This window comes from Pseudobutyrivibrio sp. AR14 (assembly GCF_900101325.1).
In the GTDB taxonomy this organism is placed as follows: Bacteria; Bacillota; Clostridia; order Lachnospirales; family Lachnospiraceae; genus Pseudobutyrivibrio.
The window spans coordinates 63,859-84,928 of record NZ_FMUY01000002.1 but is presented as its reverse complement, the minus strand read 5'-3'; the positions used below and the strand labels follow the sequence as shown (position 1 = coordinate 84,928).

The window sequence follows — 21,070 nt, the reverse complement described above, 5'->3', positions numbered from 1 at the left end:
TCCATCTATAAATAATCACAATATTTTATACAAACTCACGGAGAGAAATTATAACACAAAACCCATGTTTCCACAATCTCCCATCCACTTTATCTTCCCCGCCTCCACCTGCCGGCAGCCCAGGTCCTTGATTAGAAAGGCAGCAGGTGGGCTGGCAACGAAAAGTGGATAAATGTGGAAACATGGGTTTTATTTTTTTCGTAAGGTTTTATAATGAGTTTATATAAAATACGATTAAGGAGATTCTATTATGTTGGAAATTGGAATGAAGGGGTCAGCCGAGACTGTTGTGACAATTGATAATACTGCAAAAGCTTTTACTAGTGGGGCCCTGGAGGTTTTTGCTACTCCTGCCATGATTTCTTTGATGGAGGAGACTTGCTGGAAGATGATTCAGCCAGAGCTTGAAGAGGGACTTGGTTCTGTAGGAACTAAGGTTAATGTGAGCCATACGGCACCTAGTGCCATTGGAAAAACTGTTGCGTGCGAAGCCACTTTGATTGAGATTGATGGAAGAAGACTTACTTTTGAAGTTGTTTGCTCAGATGAAAACGGTATGGTTGGTATGGGTACACATGAGAGATTCATTATAAACAATGAGAAGTTTATGGCAAAAGCTGAAGGCAAGCAATAACTATATTTGACATTTAAAAAGGCACCGCTAATGCGGTGCCATAATTTTTGATTAAATTACTTTTTGATTGAGCTCATGAAGTCTGGCATTTTGATGTTAAGCTCAGGTACGCTGCTCTCTGTAGGTGCTGTAGGAGTAACTGGTCTCTGAACTGGATTTGGAGTAACTGGTCTGTTAACAACTGGTGGTGTATTAGTAACACCTGCCTGACTAGCTGGAGCTGCATTTCTCATACCTGCAAGCATATCTGCTCCGCTTGGCTTAGGCTGTGAATTGTATAACATACCTGTAGATGAACGGAATGAACCTGCTGGTGTAGCAGCTGGCTCTCCAAGTCCTGTTGCAATAACTGTAACAGATACTTCGTCGTCCATATTCTCATCAACTGTGATACCAAGAATGATGTTAGCATCAGCGCCAGTCATATCCTGAACGTATGATGTAGCCTCATTAGCATCGTTAAGTCCAACATCACCACAGATGTTAACGATAACATCAGTAGCACCCTGAATGCTTGTCTCAAGGAGTGGAGAAGCAACAGCAGCCTTAACAGCCTCAAGTGCCTTCTCATCGCCCTTAGCTGAACCGATACCTACATGTGCTAATCCCTTGTCCTTCATAACTGTCTGAACATCAGCGAAGTCAAGGTTAATAAGTGAATTCTTAGTAATAAGATCTGTGATACCCTGTACAGACTGGTGAAGAACCTGATCAGCCATTCTAAAGCTCTCACCGATGCCCATAGACTTGTTACAAATCTCAACAAGCTTCTGGTTAGGGATAACGATAAGTGTATCTACACTCTCCTTAAGTCTCTCAATACCGTTAAGTGCATTGTTCATACGAGGCTTTCCTTCGAACTGGAAAGGCTTAGTAACAATACCTACAGTAAGGATACCCTGTTCCTTAGCGATTCTAGCTACAACTGGAGCAGCACCTGTACCAGTACCACCACCCATACCACATGTGATGAATACCATATCAGCGCCCTTAATAGCTGCAGAAATATCCTCTGCGCTCTCCTCAGCAGACTTCTGGCCTACCTCAGGGTTAGCACCTGCGCCCTTTCCACCTGTAGTTTTCTCGCCTATAGCTAAAAGAGTAGGCGCCTTGCATAAATCAAGTGCCTGCTTATCAGTGTTGATTCCAATAAACTCAACTCCCCCAATACCCTCTTCAACCATACGCTTTACTGCATTGTTGCCAGCTCCGCCGACGCCTACAACAATGATTCTGACAGGAGCACCTGTCTCGTCAGTCGTAATGTTAATCAAAACCATATCCTCCTTTTTATTAAACCTCTAAGGGAGGTCGAAAAATCTCTAATACCAAAAACAGAGCTACGAAGAGATACTCTCCGCCTCTTATACAAAATACTATTATAATATTATAGTTTTTCGACCTATTACGCAACCGTTTTTTATCAAAAATATGATTTTATTGCTCAGCCTCAGTATCTTTTTCAAATACAATATCTGTATTTTGATTTGAATAATTCTCTAGATGTAGTGTACCTTGCAATCCTTCTATCTTAGGAAGAATCAGCATCACTCGCTCAATCTTCTCCTCTAGATAAGAGCGATTACCAAGAGAAATATTATAAGTGTCATATACAAGTGTAATGTGATTATTTTCGTCGTAAGAAATCACATTAGGCATCAGAGAATTCTTCTTTAATATTTTAATTAGAGATGTCAGATAGCCTACCTGATCCGAACCAATAGAAAGCTTATCCCCCACCTTGGGCTCATCACAGGTAACGCCCTCGATTTTCATGTAGCCACGTTCAATGTAGGTCTCACTAATCTCCGCTATTTTTCCATCGTAGTTAAAATAGACGTATTTGCCGTCATCCTGAGTCATATATCCTAAAATTGCCTTTTCCTTGCAGACAATATTAATAGAATGCATGCCAGTAATCTGCACATCAAATTTTTCAATAAACTCTGCATCTCCCTTAGGAAAAAGCTTATTTTTCAGGAAAACATAAATTGTATTTGTTGAATACTCATCATCTAAAATGTAATCAGAGACTTCCTCAGAAGTATAAAGATCCGTTCCTTCAACAGTAACTTTCTTAAGAGGACAAAGAAAATATGCCGAAACGCCTATAATCGCCACTAGTATTACAATCGCGAGAACAAATTCAATTATGGCAAGCACAAAGCCTTTATTTCTACGCTTTTTTTTGCGCCTAGACATCCTCATCCTCCTCAAACTCCATGTTCTTAGAAACACTAAGAGCTAATCCTAGTTCTGTAAGCAAAATAGCAACTGACGTACCACCATAACTGATAAGTGGCAAAGTAACGCCTGTATTTGGAATCGAATTTGTAACAACGGCGATATTTAGGACTACCTGAAGGGCAATATGTGCCATGATCCCCACGCAAATATATGAACCAAACATATCCTTTGCATGGTTAGCAATATAAAGCAATCTATAAAGCATAAGAATATAAAGCAATATGATACATACTGCGCCAAATACTCCAAGCTCCTCGCAAATAATAGAAAATATCATATCATTTTGAGCCTCAGGCACGATGTATTTTTGCATACTACCGCCAAGTCCCTTGCCGAAAAGTCCGCCGCTACCGATAGCATATAATCCCTGTAATATCTGGAATCCGTTGCTATCAATAAAATCTTCTGGATGAAGCCAAGCACCAATTCGACCTGCTCGGTAACTCTCAAAAGCGATATAAACTACAATAAGGGAAAAACCTGCAGCTGCAAGTCCCACAAAATACCCATACTTAGGAGATGCAATAAATACCATTACGAATGCAATACCTAAAATAATAACAGCTGTAGAAAGGTTACTATATGCGACAATAGTAAATATTGGAATAACAAGCGCTATTGTCATAATAGAGCCCTGAAATGTCCTCTGGGCCTTAGGTGCACGGTCAATGATACTTGCAATAAGCAAAATAACTGCCACCTTAGCAAGCTCTGATGGCTGAAATGAAACACCACCAATACGCAGCCATCTAGTGGAATCATTGATAGTTGTACCTGCAAAAATAACAAGGATACAAAGTGCTGTGGCTCCTAAGTAGATTGGCCACACAAGGGCTGACCATCTTCTATAGTCGATTTTAGTAGAAAAAAACATGCCAACAAAACCTAAAGCCGCGGCGCTCGCCTGCTTTTTAAGATAAAAAACAGAATTGCCCATTTTAAGAGATGCAGCATAAGCTGAGGTACTATAAAGCATAACTAGTCCAAAAGCCAGAATAAAGATAACGATTAATAGCAATGTATAATCGAAATTCAAAAGTTTTTTAATTTTCTTTCTCTGCCTAGCCTCCTGCCTGTATGCAGCAAGCTCTCTGTCTTTAGCCATAAACTCTATCCCCACTCTTTTAAACTAGGTAATAAGCAAACACGCATAAGAAAATTGTCACTGTTGTAAACACTGCAACCACCTTGACCTCAGACCATCCGCCAAGCTCGTAGTGATGATGGATAGGTGCCATTCTAAAAATACGCTTTCCTCCTGTCATCTTGAAGTATCCTACTTGCAAAATAACAGAGAGAACCTCTACAAGGTAGATAAGTGCAACTAAAATAATAAATATAGGCATCTGTAAAACGTAAGCTGTACTTACTACAAATCCGCCTAATGCAAGGGAGCCTGTATCTCCCATGAAAATCTTTGCAGGATGAACGTTAAACATTAAAAATCCAAAAAGAGCGCCCATCATTCCAGCGATAGCCGGAGTAATACCTGAACCAAGTGTTAAGGAAACAACACCCCAGAAACCTGCAATAGCAAGAGTTACAGATGTAGCAAGTCCATCAAGTCCATCTGTAAAATTAGAACCATTAACTGTTCCAAGTACTGCTAAAAACAAAAGTGGAACGCTAAGCCATCCTATATCTACAAACGCTCTAGTACAAGGAATTCTAAGCTCCATAGAAATATTTGAAAACTTTATCATATATACAGCAAAGCCTGTTGTAAGAAGAAGCTGTCCCGCCATCTTCTGCCAAGCCTTGAGACCATCAGAGCTCTTCTTGATAGCCTTCAAGAAATCATCGATAAAGCCAAGGATACCAAATCCTAATGTAAGGAAAAGAATTGGATAAATCTCCTTGCAATCAGCTGCATAGTAAAATCCTACAACTGCAAATCCTATAAGAATCATTATGCCACCCATAGATGGTGTACCATTTTTAAGCTTGTGCTCCTTGATATACTCTCTTTCAGTATTTCCCATTTTTAATCTGCGAAGAACAGGAATAACAAAAGGTGAAATAACACAAACTATAACAAACGAAACCAACATAGGTAAAAAAACTTGTAACATAATATAACTCCAATTTCCAGTAGTCTAAGACTACATATTCTTATTAATTATTTTATTCTTGAACATCTGGCTCTGGAACTGCCTCCGGATTAGCTTCAGGAGCCTCTGTCTCAGGTGTATCGTCTGTGGCCTCCTCAACAGGCGCCTGAGCCTGCTCTGTAAGACTGGCTGCAGCCTCTGCCTCCTCCTCTTCTGAAAGGGAAGACTCAACTCCCATATATGGCAAAATCTGCTTAAATATCTCATGGCAGATTTCCTGAGCGAAACTACTGTGAGCCTGGTTATTTCCAATAGCACCAACACCTGGCTCATCAACAACTACATATACGACAACCTGAGGGTCATCAACAGGTGCAAATCCAATAAATGAAACTAAATATTTGTGGTTCCCACGAGGTAATTTCTCCGCAGTACCTGTCTTACCACCGATTCTGTACCCTGGAACACCAGAGGTCTTACCAGTACCATCAGATACAACATATTCCAAATAACCCTTCAGCATATCTCCAGTCTCATCCGAGATAGTACGTTTTAAAATGGTAGGTTCAATCTCTTGGATTGTATTTCCACTTGAATCTGTGACTTTAGTAACTAAATGAGGCTCGTATAAATATCCTCCATTTACAAGTGAACAAAAGCCCGTACCCAACTGAATCATGGTTGTATTAAAGTTCTGTCCAAATGAATTAGTTGCTAAGTTAACCGTTGACATTTTATCCAAACCATAAATAAGACCAACGGTACTAGCCTCTCCTGTAAGATCAATGCCTGTCTTTTGACCAAATCCAAAAATTGACTGGTAATTAGTAAAATTCTCACCACCTATAACATAGGACATCTGCATCAAAGCATCATTGCAAGAATTGGAAAGAGCATCGGCTATAGTCTCCTGTCCATGACCAGTCTTTTTAACACAGTGGATAACCTTATCATATCCAGGAACCATCTCACCTCCATCACAGAAGTAGGTCTCATCTCCATTTAAAGCTCCTGTCTCCAGCCCCATTGCAACTGTAAATGGCTTAAATGTAGAACCCGGCTCGTATGTATAGGTTATACAGAAATTCTGCCATATCTGATTAAGCTTATCCATCTTCTCATCCTCAGTCATGGCACTTATTTCCTCCTCGGAATAGTAAGTGCTCAAATCTCTAGGATTGTTTAAATCAAAAGATGGATACTGAGCCATAGCTAATATCTCTCCTGAATTAGGATTCATAATAAGTACAGCTGTATGTAACGAGCCAAAAGCCTCTGGCTCATCAGGATGCTCAGAATTCCACTCTTCCATTGTCTTTTGATTCCAGTCCGCAACAGCCTTTTCAGCAATGGTCTGGATATTAACATCTAATGAAAGAACAATATTATATCCATTAGTAGCATCAATTGTGGTCTGTTCCAAGTTACTGTCTGAGTTAAGATATCCGTATGTTCTACCGTTAACACCATTAAGAACGTTGGAATATTTATTTTCAAGGCCAATGACACCTACGTTACCACCACTGGCGTAACCAATTGTAGCGGCAGCAAGGGTGCCGTATGGATACTGTCTAATATACTCTTTTTCAAACCAAATCCCAAAAATGCTACCCTTATGGCTATCATCTTCTTTTAGCTCCTCGAATTTAGCCATTTCTTCATAGGAAACCTTTTTTGCAAGAATAAAGTACTGAGAATTTGGATTGTCAGATAACTGCTTTTTAATCTTATCCTCGTCGATTTCCTCGAAACACTCTGTAACAAGCTTAACTGTAGCTGCGATTGTACCAGGCTTCTTGCTCTCCTTTGCATTAAGCACCTTGCTATCTAGGACTACGTTATATACATCTACCGATGTAGCAAGCACCGTGCCCCTAGCATCAATTATGTCGCCTCGCTGGAAAGGTATAATGGTACTATCGTAATGCTGCTGAGCAAGTATTATTTTTTCGTACTTATCTCCGCTTGTATATTGGATAAACATTACGCGACCTATAAGAATAACAAAAAGAATACAAACAACTCCAAATACCAGCCAGAGCTTGCGTTGCATTCTTTTCATAATTTTATTATTCGGTTTTATCCTTCTTCGATTATTATTATCAGCCATAACTCCCACTCAATTCTATGGAATGTCATGATACTGACTCATGTAGTCAGAACCATCTACACTATAATACACTATTTGGTTGCTAGTTGCATACACCATTCCAAGTTCATTTATGGCTTTATCCTTAATTTCTGAAAGATTTGTTGTTGTAGCTATTCTACTTTCTGCTGCTTTGTTGTCTGCATTAACCTTTGATAGCTGGCTTTCAAGCTCTGCCACGTGGTCCATTCTAGTAGAAACATTAGTCTGAAGGGCAACATATCCGACCAACATAGAAACTGTAGCTATTACTGCAACAATCATATATCCAGTCAAGAGTCTATTCTTTCTAAGGGCAGCTGCTCTTTTTCTATCTGTAATTTTCTGGCGTCTTAAAGCTTCTTCTCTCTTTTCACGCTCGCGCTGCTCTCTTGTAGGCAGACTTCTTGTAGGACGCACATAAATTTCTTCTTTTCTAACTGCATTTCCCTGATTGTAATAATAAGTCTGTAATTCCTGCATAATAAAACTCCTAAAACATTGCGTACCAAAACTAGTCCCTAGAAGAATTGCTTTTAAAGTGTTCCTCGCTCAAATACTCTGAGCTTTGCACTCTTTGATCGTGAATTCACTGCAAGTTCTTCTTCACTTGGCAAGATTGGCTTTCTAGTAATTACCTTGCCTTTTGATTTCTTTCCACATACACATACCGGAAAATTCTTTGGGCATGTACATGGGTCTTCATTTCTTTTAAATGCTACCTTTGTGATTCTGTCCTCCAGTGAATGGAAGGTGATAATACATAACCTGCCGCCTGGATTTAACAAATCAATCATGTCATCTATATGATCCTCAAGAACTGTAAGTTCTCGATTGAGCTCAATTCTAAGTGCCTGATAGGTTCTCTTGGAAGGATGTCCCTGCCCTACCTGAGCTTTCTTAGGAATGCTATCTGCTATTATCTTGTTAAGCTGTCCTGCTGTAAGGATTGGAGCCTTCTGTCTTTCCTTAACAATATTTTTAACAATCTGCTTGGAAAACTTTTCTTCTCCGTATGTATAAAGGACTCTTACCAAATCCTCTGGGGAATAGTTGTTAACTATATCAGCTGCTGTCTTTGGATTGTCCTTGTCCATTCTCATATCAAGTGGAGCATCATCGACTCTGTATGTAAAACCTCGCTCCGCCTCGTCAAGCTGGAAACTAGATACCCCAAGGTCAAGCATTATTCCATCCACCTTGCTAACACCAAGCTCAGCTAAGCGCTCTTTCATGAATTCATAATTGCTATGAATCTCTGTGACGGTATCGCCAAAAGGTGCTAGTCGCTCTCCTGCGGCCTTTAATGCGTCAGTGTCCTGATCAAATCCATATAGGTGGCCTGTGGTAAGTCGGCTGGCAATCTCATATGAATGACCACCGCCTCCCAACGTACCATCTACATATATGCCATCAGGTTTAATATTCAGATTGTCGATTGTCTCATTTAAGAGAACTGAATAATGATTAAACTCCATTTAAATTCCTAAACCTAACTCAGCCATGTGCTCGGCTATCTCATCCATGTCATCATAAGTGCCCTCTGTGGTCCATCTTTCCTTAGACCAAATCTCAATTCGATTGAGAACACCTACAGAAACAACTTCCTTATCTATCCCTGCATACTCTTTTAAGTTTCCAGGAATAAGAACTCTGCCCTGCTTATCGATGTCACATTCTGCAGCTCCTGCAAAGAAGAAACGTGAGAACTTTCTAGCGTCCTTTGTGGTAAGTGGTATCTCTCTGAATTTCTCCTCGATAGTCTGCCATTCACTAAGTGGATAAACGAAAAGGCATCCATCAAGTCCCTTAGTGGCTACGAAGTGCTCTCCTAACTGCTCACGAAACTTAGCAGGCATAATAAGACGATTCTTCGCGTCTAAATTGTGACTGTATTCTCCCATGAACATGAGACTCACTCCTCCTTTCCACCACTTTGTGACACTTTTCTACCACTTTCCTCCACTTTTAACTACATTTTAAACCTTTTTGCTGCTGATGACAACCCCTAAACCCGTGAAAAATCAATGTTTTTTGCCTGTGGAGGCAAGTGGTGGGCATTCCCCAAAATATAGTGGTGGAACTTAAAAAAGGACACAAAAAAAGACATCGGAATAACCGATGTCTTGGATTGTATTTAAAAAAATACAATTTATTGTTAATTTTCTTGTTCTTTTTCTGTCTCTTGGTCTATTTTTTCAGTTTTAGCTCCCTCATGATTCACCGTTGAAACCTCTGCTCCACTCTTAATAAAATACACATAAAGAGCTGTGCCTAAAACAACTAATAATCCAGCCAAGAGCTGTGAAACTGGAAGCCCCGTAGCCCAAAGCTTAAGCTGGTCTGTTCTAAGTCCCTCAATCCAGAAACGTCCTGCGCCGTAAATAATCAAATACAAAATAAATATCTGACCATCAAACTTCTTTTTCTTTCTAAGGAATAGAAGGAATATTAAAAGTCCCAAATTCCATAGTGACTCATATAAAAAGGTAGGATGAACAGAAATAAAATCCACTCCGTTAATGGAAGTGATATGCTCCATCATCTCTGCTGTAGTATCATCCAAAGAACGAATAGCATTAAGTGGAAGCAACATTGCAAAAGGTCCATCTGTATAGGCTCCAAAAGCCTCTCTATTAAAGAAATTACCCCAGCGACCACATATCTGGCCAATAATCACGCCAAATATTGCAACGTCTGCTACAGCTAGGAACTTAAGCTTTTTTAACTTGCAAAGAACCATTACGCTGGCAATACCCGCAAGAATGCCGCCGTAAATAGCAAGTCCTCCCTGCCTGATATTAAAAGCACTCAAAGGGTTAGCCTTGTAGTAATCCCATGCAAAAATCACATAATACAATCTAGCGCCAATTACGCCAACTATAATTGTGATAATGCAAATGTCTAAAAAGCCATCCTCATCAAATCCAACACGCTTAGCTTCTTTTAATATAAATGAAACGCCCACAAGCATACCAATTGCAATAATTACTCCGTAAAAAGCAATGAAAAAGGATCCAATATGGAATCCTTTTTCAACGTTATTCAATGTGATATGAAGATGTGGGAAAATAATACTAGTATCCACTTAACTACTCTCCCTCATTACAACTACTCTACATCATTAAAGAGCTGATAGATCTCGATTTTTAATGCGTCTGTGTCAGTCATGCCTACGAAAATACATCCGTATTCATAAACATCATTCTCAAGCTTGTTCACACGAACGACCTTGAAGATTGTGTCGATTGTCTCTTTGGTCCAAATTTGAATTCTAGCATCAAAACATGCCCCAACTTCAAACTCAACATCTGGTACTCTAAAAGCCAATCCTGTCTTAGATATATTAGTAACCTCAACCTCCATGTACTTTACAGTTGTGATATTGGCCTCATCGATACGTTCGATTTCAACCTTTACATCAATATCCAGACGCTTATTTTTTCTCTTCTCTTCCATGCTCCGCCTCCCAATACAAATAATTGTAATTAAGCCTTAAGATTTATACCCTTATTCTTAAGCTTTTCAATAATTTTATCAACTACAGTCTGAACTTCCTCGTGAGTAAGAGTACGCTCGTCATCACCGAATAGAAGTCTTACTGTTATTGACTTGCTGTTTCCATCATTATATATATCGGCAACGCCAACTTTTCTAAGAATAGATTCAGCACTCTCCTTTATTGTATCATTTATTTCAGAAAATTTCTCTGCTACAAATGATAAATCCACTTCAATTGATGGATATTTTGAAGGCTCAACATACTTAATTGGCTCAGCTACAATGTTTGCAAGGCTTTCGATATCAATTTCAGCAAATACGATAGAAGCCTTTTTATCGATTTTTTTAGAAACAAGTGGATGTGCCACCCCAAGCTTACCAATCACTGTCTCATCTAAAACAATAGCGTTAAGATTCTTTGGATGCTCATATGAGTGCTTAGCCTCAAGCTTCTTGTAAGCAAGTGGCTTATGTCTAATATCATCAACCACCTCAGCAATCATATCTCTAAGCTCTAAGTAAAGAGTCTCAAGAGACTTTGTCTTAGAGAAAAGTGTAATACAAAGCTTTTTCTTCTCATCGCAAAGACCGTCAGCTTTAATTCCCTCAACTACATGACCAACCTCGAATATACCGAAGTCAGTAGCATAGCCTGTGTTGTAATTAACCTGGCAAAGCTGTGTAGGAATAATTGAGTTTCTAAGAGTCTCAATATTAGGGTTAGTAGAGTTGGCAAGTTTGATATTGTCCTCTACTTCCATACCAAGCTTCTTGTACTCATCAGCGTACTGCCATACATAAGAGTGAACCTCATGTATTCTGAATCTCTTTACAAGAATATCTTTGATTCTATCTTCTACATTCTTGTCCTCAGCCATACGAACTGGATAAAGAGGAGCTGTAGTTGTAGAAAGCTCAAAATTGTCGTATCCGTAAATACGTGTGATTTCCTCAATGATATCAGCCTTTAAGCTAATATCCTTTGTAGCACGATATGAAGGAACATCTACATGGAAATTATCTCCATCCTGTGTCACTCCAAATCCTAAAGCTGTAAGTGTATCTACGATATGCTCATTTGTAATCTGGATACCTGTGTACTTATCAACAAATGCCTTGTCGAAATCAAGTGCAACCTTTGGATAGTGGAATGCGTACTCATCTGTAAGAGCTGAAACAACTTTTACGCCTGGATCAATCTCAAGAAGAAGCTTCATGAAACGAGCAATAGCAACAGTTGTCATCTCAGGATCAAGACTCTTCTCATAACGAGCAGATGCATCTGTACGATGAGCAAGACGAACTGCACTCTTTCTAATAGAAGCAGCGTTAAATGTAGCTGACTCAAGAGTAAGTGTAGTAGTGTCATCCACGATTTCAGAATCAAGACCGCCCATAATACCTGCAATAGCAACCGGTGTGTTGTCGTTGCAAATCATAAGAGTGTTCTCATCTATATTTCTCTCAACACCATCAAGTGTTGTGAATGTAAATGGCTTATCAAATCTCTTGATACGAATCTTACCAACCTTGCGTGAATCAAAGGCATGCATTGGCTGACCCATCTCAAGCATAAGATAGTTTGTAAGGTCTGTAAGAAGGTTGATTCCTCTCATACCACAATAGTAGAGACGAATACGCATATTCATAGGGGCAACATTCTTCTCAACATTCTCTACCTTGATTGAAGAATATCTCTGGCAGAGCTCATCCTCGATCTTAAGATCAATCTTTTCAAGATTGTCATACTGGCTCAAATCAATTGTAGGAAGCTCCTTGAGAGGACGCTTTGCGATTGTAGCAAACTCTCTTGCTATTCCGTAATGTCCCCAGAGATCTGGTCTATTTGTAAGTGACTTATTATCTACTTCGAAGATAATATCATCGATTTCATATAAATCCTTAATGTCTGTACCATTTGCCACATCCTCTAGAATATCCATGATACCGTCATTATTGTCAGAGATACCAATCTCCTTTTCTGAGCAGCACATACCAAATGAATCAAAGCCTGCAAGTGGTCTTGGAGCAATAGTAATATCTCCAATCTGTGCACCTACCTTAGCAAATGCTGTCTTCATGCCAACGCGGACATTAGGTGCTCCGCAGACAACGTCTGTAAGCTTGCCATCGCCGGCATCTACCTTAAGAAGGTGAAGCTTTTTTGATTCTGGGTGCTCTTCTACTGATTTAATCTCAGCAACTACAACACCTGATAAATCCTCACCCTTATGGAAAATATCATTCTCAACCTCTGCTGTTGAAAGAGAAAACTTAGCAATAAGGTCCATCTTGTCAAGACCACTAAGGTCAACAAAATCAGAGATCCAATTCATTGAAATAAACATCTATCTAGCCCTCCCTTACTGCTCATCATCTGTGAACTGAGCTAAGCTGTTAAGATTACCGCTGTTCAGATCACGAATGTCTTTAATACCATATTTCATCATTGCAAGTCTTGTAAGACCAAGACCAAAGGCAAAGCCTGTATATTTCTCAGGATCAATTCCGCCCTCTTCTAAAACCTTTGGATGAACCATACCGCATGGGCAAAGCTCAAGCCATCCAGAATGCTTGCATGAAGGGCATCCCTTACCACCGCAGTTAAGGCAGTTGATATCAAGCTCGAAACCAGGCTCCACAAATGGGAAGAAACCAGGACGAAGACGTACCTTAATATCACGTCTAAATACTTCTGAAAGCATAGTCTTCATAAAGTAGATAAGGTTGGAAATAGAAATATCCTTACCAACCATAACACCTTCCATCTGGAAGAAAGTGTTCTCATGGCATGCATCAGTAGCCTCGTTTCTAAAGCAACGTCCAGGGAAGATAGCCTTGATTGGTGTGCCATCTTCAATAAGCTGCTTGCGATACTTTTTATAGATAGCATTCTGAGCCGCAGTAGTCTGTGACTTAAGAAGCTGACCATTCTCAAGATAATATGTATCCTGCATATCTCTTGCAGGGTGATATTTAGGGATATTTACTGACTCAAAGCACTCATAATCAGTAACAACCTCGCTATAGTCCTCAACTGTAAATCCCATAGACTTAAAGATTGTCTCGCACTGACGCTGAACAAGTGTAATTGGGTGATAGCTTCCCTGATCAAACTGCTCTGGAAGGGAAATATCAAACTCAGGAACCTTGTCAATCTCGCGCTGAAGCTCAAGCGCAGCTAACTCTTCTTTTTTAGCAGCAATTTTGTCTGCAACAGAATTTTTAAGAATGTTAATCTTCTGGCCAAACTCTTTTTTCTCCTCTACAGAGAGCTTGCCCATTTCCTTCATGGCAGCTGTAACGCTACCCTTTTTGCCCAGATATGAAACACGAATATTCTCAAGTTCTTCAGAATTCTTGATATTCGAAAGCTCAGTCTCAAACTTGGTGCTCAATTCAGATATGATGTCTATCATAGCTTCCTCCCTAAAATCATATATTAAGGCTTAATAACCTACTCAACTAAATTAAAATTTTATCAGTTAAGTATTGTAAAAACAACACTTAACAGCCATCTGCCAATTAAAACGACAGCTATATATAAAGGACTTATTTTAAATCTGCAATAAGCATAGCATCTCCAAAGGAGAAGAATCTGTATCTTTCCTTAACAGCCTCATTATAAGCTGCAAGAACATGCTCTCTTCCTGCCAAAGCCGACACAAGCATAATAAGTGTAGACTGTGGTAAATGGAAATTGGTAATAAGTCCATCAATCACCTTGAACTCATAACCTGGATAAATAAATATCTGGGTCCATCCGCTCGTTGGTGAAAGTGGCTTGCCAGCCTCTGCTGCCGACTCCAAAGTACGAGTACTTGTAGTACCAACAGAAATAACTCGACCGCCATTTGCCCTAGTCTCGTTGATGATGTCACATGCCTCCTGTGTAAGCTCATAGTACTCAGAATGCATGTGATGGTCTAGAACTTCTTCTTCCTTAACAGGTCTAAATGTGCCAAGCCCCACATGAAGTGTTACCTCTGCAATCTTAACACCCATAGCTCTCACTTCATCCAAAAGCTCTGGTGTAAAATGAAGGCCTGCTGTAGGAGCAGCTGCCGAACCATCGTATTTAGCATATACAGTCTGATATCTATCTCGGTCCTTAAGCTTATGTGTAATATATGGTGGCAATGGCATCTCACCGAGCTTATCAAGTATCTCCTCAAAGATGCCGTCATAGCTAAACTCAATGATACGATTCCCCTCGTCAACGATATCTACAATCTTTCCAATCAAAAGACCGTCTCCAAAAGAAATCTCCATACCCGGTCTAGCCTTTTTACCAGGCTTAACCAAGCACTCCCATCTATTATCACTGATTCTCTTTAAAAGAAGAATCTCTACCTTTCCACCAGAACCAACTCTAGCTCCGTATAATCTTGCTGGAATAACTCGAGTATTATTGATAACCAGGCAATCACCTGGCTTAAGATATTCCTTGATATCATAGAAATGACGATGAGAAATCTCTCCCGTATTTTTATCCAAGACCATTAATCTTGAATTGCTTCTTTTTTCCAAAGGATCCTGAGCGATAAGTTCCTCAGGAAGTTCATAATCAAAATCTTTTACTAACATAACCCACACATTCTATCACAATAGGTTTAATTTTTCCACTTTGCACGACGCTTCATGCTCAGGTTCTTCTTGTGCTTTTCCCATGCCAAACCAAAGGCATCAGAAAAGAAAACATTGGCCTCCGCCGCCATCAGCATAAAGTACATACAGAAATATAGCCAGAACATAAACAACATCATGGTAGCCAGTGCTCCATACATAGAAAAGTTGTTGAACACTCTCACCCATCCAGCCAAAAGTAAGCTAAATACGTACCAGCTTACCGCACAGATGAATCCACCTGGCAACTGACTAAAAAATGACAGATGCTTATTAGGTAGCACTGTAAACAAAAATGTAAATACAATAACCAAGAAAACAAATACAAATACACCTCTAAACAGCGGTCTTATACCAACCACATAAGCAAGAAAGCCATAATAATTCTTAGCATAATATTGAAGCTGCTGAGTAAAGACCATCATAAACATGATTACTACAATAACGCTGAGAATAATCATAGTATAAATAATCGCTCTAAATCTACGACCTAACCAGTTGCGGGTCTCCTCGATTTTATTAACCTGATTAAGACCTACCATAAGATTCTGAAAAGCCTTACCAGAAGCCCAAATAGCCATAACAACAGCAATAGAAATCATTCCAACAGATGCCTGTGTAATCATGGCATAGACTCTAAGCATATATGGCTCAATAGAATCTGGCAGCACATTATAAACAAGCTCATTCATGTACTCCTTAATAGGAGGGACAAATCCTGCTATATATACCAAGAGCATCATAAAAGGAATAGATGACATAATCATAAAATATGCAGTCTGAGCCGCATAAGCACCAATGTTATCTCTTCCACACTTATCAAGATATGTTTTACCGTAACCTAAAAAAGTCCACATAAATAATAATCTCCTCAATCTCAGATTCTACCAAAATCAGCGAGTATATTAAAGAGTTAGATTTTTTATTATTCATGTTCATGGTTTTATTATTCATGTTTTTTATTATTCAAAATCGCCCAACCCATTCGTGGTTTTATTATTCAAAGTCTGCCCATTCCATTCGTAACGTAGCCGTTACTCATGGAATGGGCAGAACTTATCTAAGTTAGTAAAAAATAAGGGCTATCTATCTCCCAAATAAATTTGGAAAATAGATAACCCTTACTTTTTACTACTTTGAATAATAAAACCTAACCCAAAATGCCGGGCCTATCAATTGACTCCTAGCTCTAGCTAGGTGGATCGCCGCAACTAATCTTTTGTCTTCCACTGCAAAGGAGGCCTGACAGCCAACTAGAAATATAGGCATTCCGTTTAAAGTAAATGTAGGTTCAAAAAGGATAAGTTAAATCGTACATCCCAGGTTAGGAAAAAGTCGGTATCTTGTACCTGAAATTATATTACACCATAAATGTGTTTAAATAAAGAACATTTTTTCAACATTGTTATGCTTAAGTATAGTATTACAATTAAAAACCCATCTTGTAACTTTAGTCACAAGATGGGTAATAATTACACTATTTTAGAGTTGTGGACCTGCAGAAACAAGTGCCTTACCAGCCTCGTTAGATGTGTACTTAACAAAGTTCTTGTTGAATCTAGCAGCAAGATCCTTTGCCTTCTCTTCCCACTCAGAAGCGTTAGCGTATGTATCTCTAGGATCAAGAATCTTAGGATCTACACCTGGAAGCTCTGTAGGAACTTCGAAGTTGAACATTGGAATTGTCTTTGTAGGAGCATTCTTGATGTCACCAGAAAGGATAGCATCGATGATACCTCTTGTATCCTTAATTGTGATTCTCTTTCCTGTTCCGTTCCAACCTGTATTAACAAGGTAAGCCTTTGCACCAGACTTCTCCATCTTCTTAACGAGCTCCTCAGCATACTTTGTTGGGTGAAGCTCAAGGAATGCCTGACCGAAGCAAGCTGAGAATGTAGGAGTAGGCTCTGTGATACCTCTCTCTGTACCAGCAAGCTTAGCAGTAAATCCTGAAAGGAAGTAGTACTTTGTCTGCTCTGGTGTAAGGATAGATACTGGAGGAAGTACTCCGAATGCATCTGCTGAAAGGAAGATAACATTCTCTGCATCTGGACCTGCTGAAACACCATTTACCTCAGCTGCAATGTTGTTAATGTGATTGATTGGGTAAGATACACGAGTGTTCTCTGTAACGCTCTTATCATCAAAGTCAATCTTACCAGCGCCATCAACTGTTACGTTCTCAAGAAGAGCATCTCTTCTGATTGCGTTGTAGATATCTGGCTCAGATTCCTTATCAAGACCGATAACCTTTGCGTAGCAACCACCTTCGAAGTTGAATACGCCGTTATCATCCCAGCCGTGCTCATCATCACCGATAAGACGACGCTTAGGATCTGTAGAAAGTGTAGTCTTACCTGTACCAGAAAGACCGAAGAAGATAGCTGTATGCTTTCCATCCATATCGCAGTTAGCTGAGCAGTGCATTGAAGCCATACCCTTAAGTGGAAGGAAGTAGTTCATCATAGAGAACATACCCTTCTTCATCTCTCCGCCGTACCATGTGTTAATGATAACCTGCTCACGAGATGTAATATTGAAAGCTACACATGTCTCAGAGTTAAGTCCGAGCTCCTTGTAGTTCTCAACCTTAGCCTTAGATGCATTGTAAACTACGAAATCTGGCTCGAAGTTTGCAAGCTCTTCTGCTGAAGGCTTAATAAACATATTCTCAACAAAGTGAGCCTGCCAAGCAACCTCAACGATGAAACGAACTGCCATACGTGTATCTTTGTTAGCACCGCAGAAAAGATCTACTACATAAAGGTCCTTGTTTGAAAGCTCCTTCTTAGCAAGTTCCTTAACCTTAGCCCAAACATCCTCAGACATTGGATGGTTATCGTTTGGATATCCCTCTGTTGTCCACCATACAGTATCCTTAGAATTCTCATCCATAACGATGTACTTATCTTTAGGAGAACGTCCTGTATAGATACCTGTCATTACGTTAACAGCGCCAAGTTCTGTCTCCTGACCAACCTCATACCCCTCGTTCTTAGCGTCGAGCTCTGCCTTGTAGAGTTCCTCGTAAGAAGGATTGTGGATGATGTTAGTTGTTCCTGTGATGCCATACTTTGTTAAATCAACATTAGCCATCTTGTCTTACCTCACTTTTCTAAATTTATTTAATTTTAGTAGCTAACCCCATGTAACAAGGGGCTATAAACTAATTTTCGCTAAATAACATTTTATATATTCGTTATTTTATTGTCAACGAAATCAACGAAAAATTGTTTTCCTATTCGTACAATTTTAGTGGCCTTTTTTGAGCAAATTGCCAAGTATAAACTTTTTCTAAAATTTGCCCAAATAACTTGCAATCCTCCACTTAAAAATGGCACAATTTTACTTGTATAATTACATATATTTATGTTACTATACATTAAATTGCAATTTAGCACGCTAAAGTGTAAAACAATTATACTTAGACTTTATAATGTTTAATTGCAATAACCACTTGAAGGAGGACAATGTTTTAATGGTAATTGAAAATTATAGCGAGATTACTCCTGAATTGGAAAAGCTTGCTGAGCTCTCCAAGAAATCATCATATATAGATCCAGAGCTTTACACTACTTACGATGTAAAAAGAGGTCTTCGTGATCTAAATGGTAAGGGTGTTCTGGTTGGTATCACTGAGATATCTGAAGTTAACTCAAAGAAATTCGTAGATGGAAAAGAAGTTCCTTGTGATGGTCAGCTCTTCTATCGCGGCTACAATGTACGAGACCTAGTTAAGAATCTTCCAAAGGAGCAGCACTTCGGATTCGAGGAATGTGCTTACCTTTTACTTTTTGGTAACCTTCCTACTGTCGATCAATTAGAGGAGTTCAAAGACATACTTGCAAGCTATCGATCTTTACCACCAAATTTTGTTCGCGATATGATTATGAAGAGTCCATCTCAGGATATGATGAACTCACTTGCTAGATCAGTTCTTGCACTTTACTCATACGATGACTATGCTGATGACACATCTGAGCCAAATGTACTTAGACAGTGCTTACAGCTGATTGCTAATTTCCCACTGCTTTCAGTTTATAGCTACGCAGCATACGATTACTACTACAATGAGAACTCGCTGATTATCCATCAGCCAAGACCTGATTATTCTACAGCAGAGAATATTTTGCACTGCTTACGACCAGACAGCAAATTCACTCCACTTGAGGCTAAGCTCCTTGATGTGGCATTGATTTTACATATGGAGCACGGTGGCGGTAACAACTCTACATTCACTACTCACCTTGTTTCATCATCAGGTACAGACACATACGCTGCTATCGCTGCAGCACTTGGTTCCCTCAAGGGACCTAAGCACGGCGGTGCCAATATAAAAGTTGTCAAGATGTTTGAGGACATGAAAGCCCACCTTAAGGATTGGGAAGACGAGGAAGAAGTTTCAGCTTATCTTCGTGCTCTCCTCCACGGCGAGGCATTTGACAATGCCGGTCTTATCTATGGTATGGGCCACGCTATTTATTCAGTATCCGATCCTCGTGCTCTTACATTCCACTCTTTCGTAGAGGATCTTGCTAAGGAAAAGGGCATGGAAAAGGAATACAATCTATACGAGCTAGTTGCTAAGCTTGCTCCAAAGATCATCGCTGAAGAGAGAAAAATCTACAAGGGTGTTTCACCAAACGTAGACTTTTACTCAGGATTTGTTTATCAAATGCTTGGCATTCCTGGAGAATTATTTACTCCTATCTTTGCCATTGCACGTATCGCAGGTTGGAGTGCTCACCGCATGGAAGAAATCTGCCACAAGGGCAAAATCATGCGTCCAGCATACATGACAGTATGTCAGCACAAGAAGTACATCCCAATCGAAGACAGAATTGTAGATTAAAGAATAATAAAAAAGAGACATCCTTTTAGGATGTCTCTTTTGTTATTACTTTATCATTATACAATAGGCACACAGTGCTTATCATTGATGTCGCAAACCTTCTGAACACGGCGACGATATTTTTCTTCCATAAGTGGTTCTGTCTTAAGCCATGTCTTTACCACTTCCATAGCCATAAGACCTCCAATAATTTTTGCTCCAAGGCAAAGGATATTGGAATCTGTATGTTCTCTAGCAAGTGTTGCACAAAGAGGATCCTGACATACCGCTGCGTAGCAACCATTAATCTTATTTGCAATTAATGCGCTTCCATAGCCTACCCCATCGCAGAATATTCCTCTATCGCATTCACCCTTTGCTACTGCAAGAGCTGCAGGATAAACAAAATCAGATAAATCACAGCTATTCTCATCATAGGTTCCAAAGTCCTCTACTTGGTATCCTTCTTTGATAAGATAAGCCTTAATCTCCTCTTTCATTTGTGTACCAGCGTGGTCATTTGCCATCGCAATTATCATACTCTTTACCTCCTGTTTTCAATCATCCATTCGTTTTTACGAATTCATATCATTAATCCCCTAGCAGATTTCCTTGGAATCCAACACAATGGTAAATGGTCCATCATTCTGAAGGGATACCTTCATGTCTGCTCCAAACTCTCCTGTCTCCACATGAAAGCCTGCAGCACGACACTGAGAAATAATGTATTCATACATGTCATTTGCCATATCAGGGGCACCTGCCTCTATAAAAGATGGACGATATCCCTTCTTACAATTTGCATAAAGAGTAAACTGGGAAATCAACAACAATTCACCGCCAACATCTGTAAGAGAAAGATTAATCTTGTCATTCTCATCATCGAATATACGAAGTCCCAATAGCTTTTTTACCATCTTGTCGGCGATTTCTTTTGTATCATCCTGACCTACGCCAATAAGCACTAAAAAGCCCTTATTAATCTGACCAATTATGTTGCCATCCACCTTTACAGATGCTTCATTTACTCTTTGAATTACAAATTTCATGGG

At 39.5% G+C, this 21,070-nt stretch carries 19 protein-coding genes and 1 other RNA gene; 2 read left to right on the top strand and 18 right to left on the bottom strand.

Translation table 11 applies throughout. The annotated features are described in order from the left end of the window. Positions 1-250: 250 nt before the first annotated feature. On the top strand, positions 251-634 hold the full coding sequence (locus BLP50_RS02145) for a thioesterase family protein (RefSeq protein ID WP_090150272.1): 384 nt from the start codon (positions 251-253) through the stop codon (positions 632-634). Between the two features lie 56 nt (positions 635-690). On the opposite strand, the gene ftsZ is transcribed toward BLP50_RS02145, so the two are convergent. From ftsZ to pckA, 16 genes are all read right to left on the bottom strand, one after another. Further along, a complete protein-coding gene (ftsZ, locus tag BLP50_RS02140) occupies positions 691-1,908 on the bottom strand; it encodes a cell division protein FtsZ (RefSeq protein ID WP_330386042.1) in 1,218 nt (405 codons plus the stop codon). Positions 1,909-2,071: 163 nt separating this feature from the next. Next, positions 2,072-2,836: a cell division protein FtsQ/DivIB gene (locus BLP50_RS02135; protein WP_090150266.1), complete on the bottom strand. Its 765-nt coding sequence runs from the start codon at positions 2,834-2,836 to the stop codon at positions 2,072-2,074. After that, positions 2,829-3,986 (bottom strand): FtsW/RodA/SpoVE family cell cycle protein, encoded by a 1,158-nt coding sequence (locus tag BLP50_RS02130; RefSeq protein WP_090150263.1) that lies wholly within the window; start codon positions 3,984-3,986, stop codon positions 2,829-2,831. The genes BLP50_RS02135 and BLP50_RS02130 overlap by 8 nt, the downstream gene beginning before the upstream one ends. 19 nt (positions 3,987-4,005) lie before the next feature. Further along, positions 4,006-4,953, bottom strand: coding sequence for a phospho-N-acetylmuramoyl-pentapeptide-transferase (gene mraY, locus BLP50_RS02125; RefSeq protein WP_330386041.1), 948 nt, complete (start codon positions 4,951-4,953; stop codon positions 4,006-4,008). Between the two features lie 52 nt (positions 4,954-5,005). After that, on the bottom strand, positions 5,006-6,994 hold the full coding sequence (locus BLP50_RS02120; protein WP_242869201.1) for a peptidoglycan D,D-transpeptidase FtsI family protein: 1,989 nt from the start codon (positions 6,992-6,994) through the stop codon (positions 5,006-5,008). Positions 6,995-7,057: 63 nt separating this feature from the next. Then, a complete protein-coding gene (locus BLP50_RS02115) occupies positions 7,058-7,543 on the bottom strand; it encodes a hypothetical protein (RefSeq protein ID WP_090150254.1) in 486 nt (161 codons plus the stop codon). A gap of 53 nt (positions 7,544-7,596) precedes the next feature. Further along, positions 7,597-8,538, bottom strand: a complete 942-nt coding sequence (gene rsmH, locus BLP50_RS02110; RefSeq protein ID WP_090150250.1) for a 16S rRNA (cytosine(1402)-N(4))-methyltransferase RsmH — start codon at positions 8,536-8,538, stop codon at positions 7,597-7,599. Next, complete coding sequence (gene mraZ / locus BLP50_RS02105) at positions 8,539-8,970, bottom strand: division/cell wall cluster transcriptional repressor MraZ (protein WP_090150247.1); 432 nt, start codon at positions 8,968-8,970, stop codon at positions 8,539-8,541. A 248-nt stretch (positions 8,971-9,218) separates the two neighbouring features. Further along, a complete protein-coding gene (gene lgt, locus BLP50_RS02100; protein ID WP_090150244.1) occupies positions 9,219-10,148 on the bottom strand; it encodes a prolipoprotein diacylglyceryl transferase in 930 nt (309 codons plus the stop codon). Positions 10,149-10,171: 23 nt separating this feature from the next. Further along, a complete protein-coding gene (locus tag BLP50_RS02095; protein ID WP_090150242.1) occupies positions 10,172-10,519 on the bottom strand; it encodes a PilZ domain-containing protein in 348 nt (115 codons plus the stop codon). A 29-nt stretch (positions 10,520-10,548) separates the two neighbouring features. Then, positions 10,549-12,909 (bottom strand): phenylalanine--tRNA ligase subunit beta, encoded by a 2,361-nt coding sequence (gene pheT / locus BLP50_RS02090; protein ID WP_090150239.1) that lies wholly within the window; start codon positions 12,907-12,909, stop codon positions 10,549-10,551. 15 nt (positions 12,910-12,924) lie between these two features. Further along, positions 12,925-13,980 (bottom strand): phenylalanine--tRNA ligase subunit alpha, encoded by a 1,056-nt coding sequence (gene pheS, locus BLP50_RS02085; protein ID WP_176753655.1) that lies wholly within the window; start codon positions 13,978-13,980, stop codon positions 12,925-12,927. Positions 13,981-14,113: 133 nt separating this feature from the next. Continuing rightward, on the bottom strand, positions 14,114-15,148 hold the full coding sequence (gene queA, locus BLP50_RS02080; RefSeq protein WP_090150235.1) for a tRNA preQ1(34) S-adenosylmethionine ribosyltransferase-isomerase QueA: 1,035 nt from the start codon (positions 15,146-15,148) through the stop codon (positions 14,114-14,116). 26 nt (positions 15,149-15,174) lie between these two features. Continuing rightward, complete coding sequence (locus BLP50_RS02075) at positions 15,175-16,044, bottom strand: YihY/virulence factor BrkB family protein (protein WP_090150232.1); 870 nt, start codon at positions 16,042-16,044, stop codon at positions 15,175-15,177. A 291-nt stretch (positions 16,045-16,335) separates the two neighbouring features. Continuing rightward, positions 16,336-16,516: non-coding RNA, 6S RNA (gene ssrS / locus BLP50_RS02070), on the bottom strand. Positions 16,517-16,669: 153 nt separating this feature from the next. Continuing rightward, complete coding sequence (gene pckA, locus BLP50_RS02065) at positions 16,670-18,283, bottom strand: phosphoenolpyruvate carboxykinase (ATP) (protein ID WP_090150228.1); 1,614 nt, start codon at positions 18,281-18,283, stop codon at positions 16,670-16,672. A gap of 382 nt (positions 18,284-18,665) precedes the next feature. On the opposite strand from pckA, the gene BLP50_RS02060 reads away from it, so the two are divergent. Continuing rightward, complete coding sequence (locus BLP50_RS02060) at positions 18,666-20,039, top strand: citrate/2-methylcitrate synthase (RefSeq protein WP_090150225.1); 1,374 nt, start codon at positions 18,666-18,668, stop codon at positions 20,037-20,039. A 56-nt stretch (positions 20,040-20,095) separates the two neighbouring features. On the opposite strand, the gene BLP50_RS02055 is transcribed toward BLP50_RS02060, so the two are convergent. Together BLP50_RS02055 and dtd are read right to left on the bottom strand one after the other, a co-directional pair. Beyond that, complete coding sequence (locus tag BLP50_RS02055; RefSeq protein WP_090150222.1) at positions 20,096-20,557, bottom strand: RpiB/LacA/LacB family sugar-phosphate isomerase; 462 nt, start codon at positions 20,555-20,557, stop codon at positions 20,096-20,098. Between the two features lie 60 nt (positions 20,558-20,617). Next, entirely contained in the window at positions 20,618-21,067 is a 450-nt protein-coding gene (gene dtd, locus BLP50_RS02050; protein ID WP_090150219.1) for a D-aminoacyl-tRNA deacylase, read from the bottom strand. Positions 21,068-21,070 lie beyond the last annotated feature (3 nt).

Excerpts from the sequence above, each read along its gene's own strand:
- BLP50_RS02145 (WP_090150272.1), top strand. The coding sequence starts at position 251 with ATGTTGGAAATTGGAATGAAGGGGTCAGCCGAGACTGTTGTGACAATT.
- BLP50_RS02135 (WP_090150266.1), bottom strand. The coding sequence starts at position 2,836 with ATGTCTAGGCGCAAAAAAAAGCGTAGAAATAAAGGCTTTGTGCTTGCC.
- BLP50_RS02130 (WP_090150263.1), bottom strand. The coding sequence starts at position 3,986 with ATGGCTAAAGACAGAGAGCTTGCTGCATACAGGCAGGAGGCTAGGCAG.
- mraY (WP_330386041.1), bottom strand. The coding sequence starts at position 4,953 with ATGTTACAAGTTTTTTTACCTATGTTGGTTTCGTTTGTTATAGTTTGT.
- BLP50_RS02120 (WP_242869201.1), bottom strand. The coding sequence starts at position 6,994 with ATGAAAAGAATGCAACGCAAGCTCTGGCTGGTATTTGGAGTTGTTTGT.
- BLP50_RS02115 (WP_090150254.1), bottom strand. The coding sequence starts at position 7,543 with ATGCAGGAATTACAGACTTATTATTACAATCAGGGAAATGCAGTTAGA.
- rsmH (WP_090150250.1), bottom strand. The coding sequence starts at position 8,538 with ATGGAGTTTAATCATTATTCAGTTCTCTTAAATGAGACAATCGACAAT.
- mraZ (WP_090150247.1), bottom strand. The coding sequence starts at position 8,970 with ATGTTCATGGGAGAATACAGTCACAATTTAGACGCGAAGAATCGTCTT.
- BLP50_RS02095 (WP_090150242.1), bottom strand. The coding sequence starts at position 10,519 with ATGGAAGAGAAGAGAAAAAATAAGCGTCTGGATATTGATGTAAAGGTT.
- pheT (WP_090150239.1), bottom strand. The coding sequence starts at position 12,909 with ATGTTTATTTCAATGAATTGGATCTCTGATTTTGTTGACCTTAGTGGT.
- pheS (WP_176753655.1), bottom strand. The coding sequence starts at position 13,980 with ATGATAGACATCATATCTGAATTGAGCACCAAGTTTGAGACTGAGCTT.
- queA (WP_090150235.1), bottom strand. The coding sequence starts at position 15,148 with ATGTTAGTAAAAGATTTTGATTATGAACTTCCTGAGGAACTTATCGCT.
- BLP50_RS02075 (WP_090150232.1), bottom strand. The coding sequence starts at position 16,044 with ATGTGGACTTTTTTAGGTTACGGTAAAACATATCTTGATAAGTGTGGA.
- pckA (WP_090150228.1), bottom strand. The coding sequence starts at position 18,283 with ATGGCTAATGTTGATTTAACAAAGTATGGCATCACAGGAACAACTAAC.
- BLP50_RS02060 (WP_090150225.1), top strand. The coding sequence starts at position 18,666 with ATGGTAATTGAAAATTATAGCGAGATTACTCCTGAATTGGAAAAGCTT.
- BLP50_RS02055 (WP_090150222.1), bottom strand. The coding sequence starts at position 20,557 with ATGATAATTGCGATGGCAAATGACCACGCTGGTACACAAATGAAAGAG.
- dtd (WP_090150219.1), bottom strand. The coding sequence starts at position 21,067 with ATGAAATTTGTAATTCAAAGAGTAAATGAAGCATCTGTAAAGGTGGAT.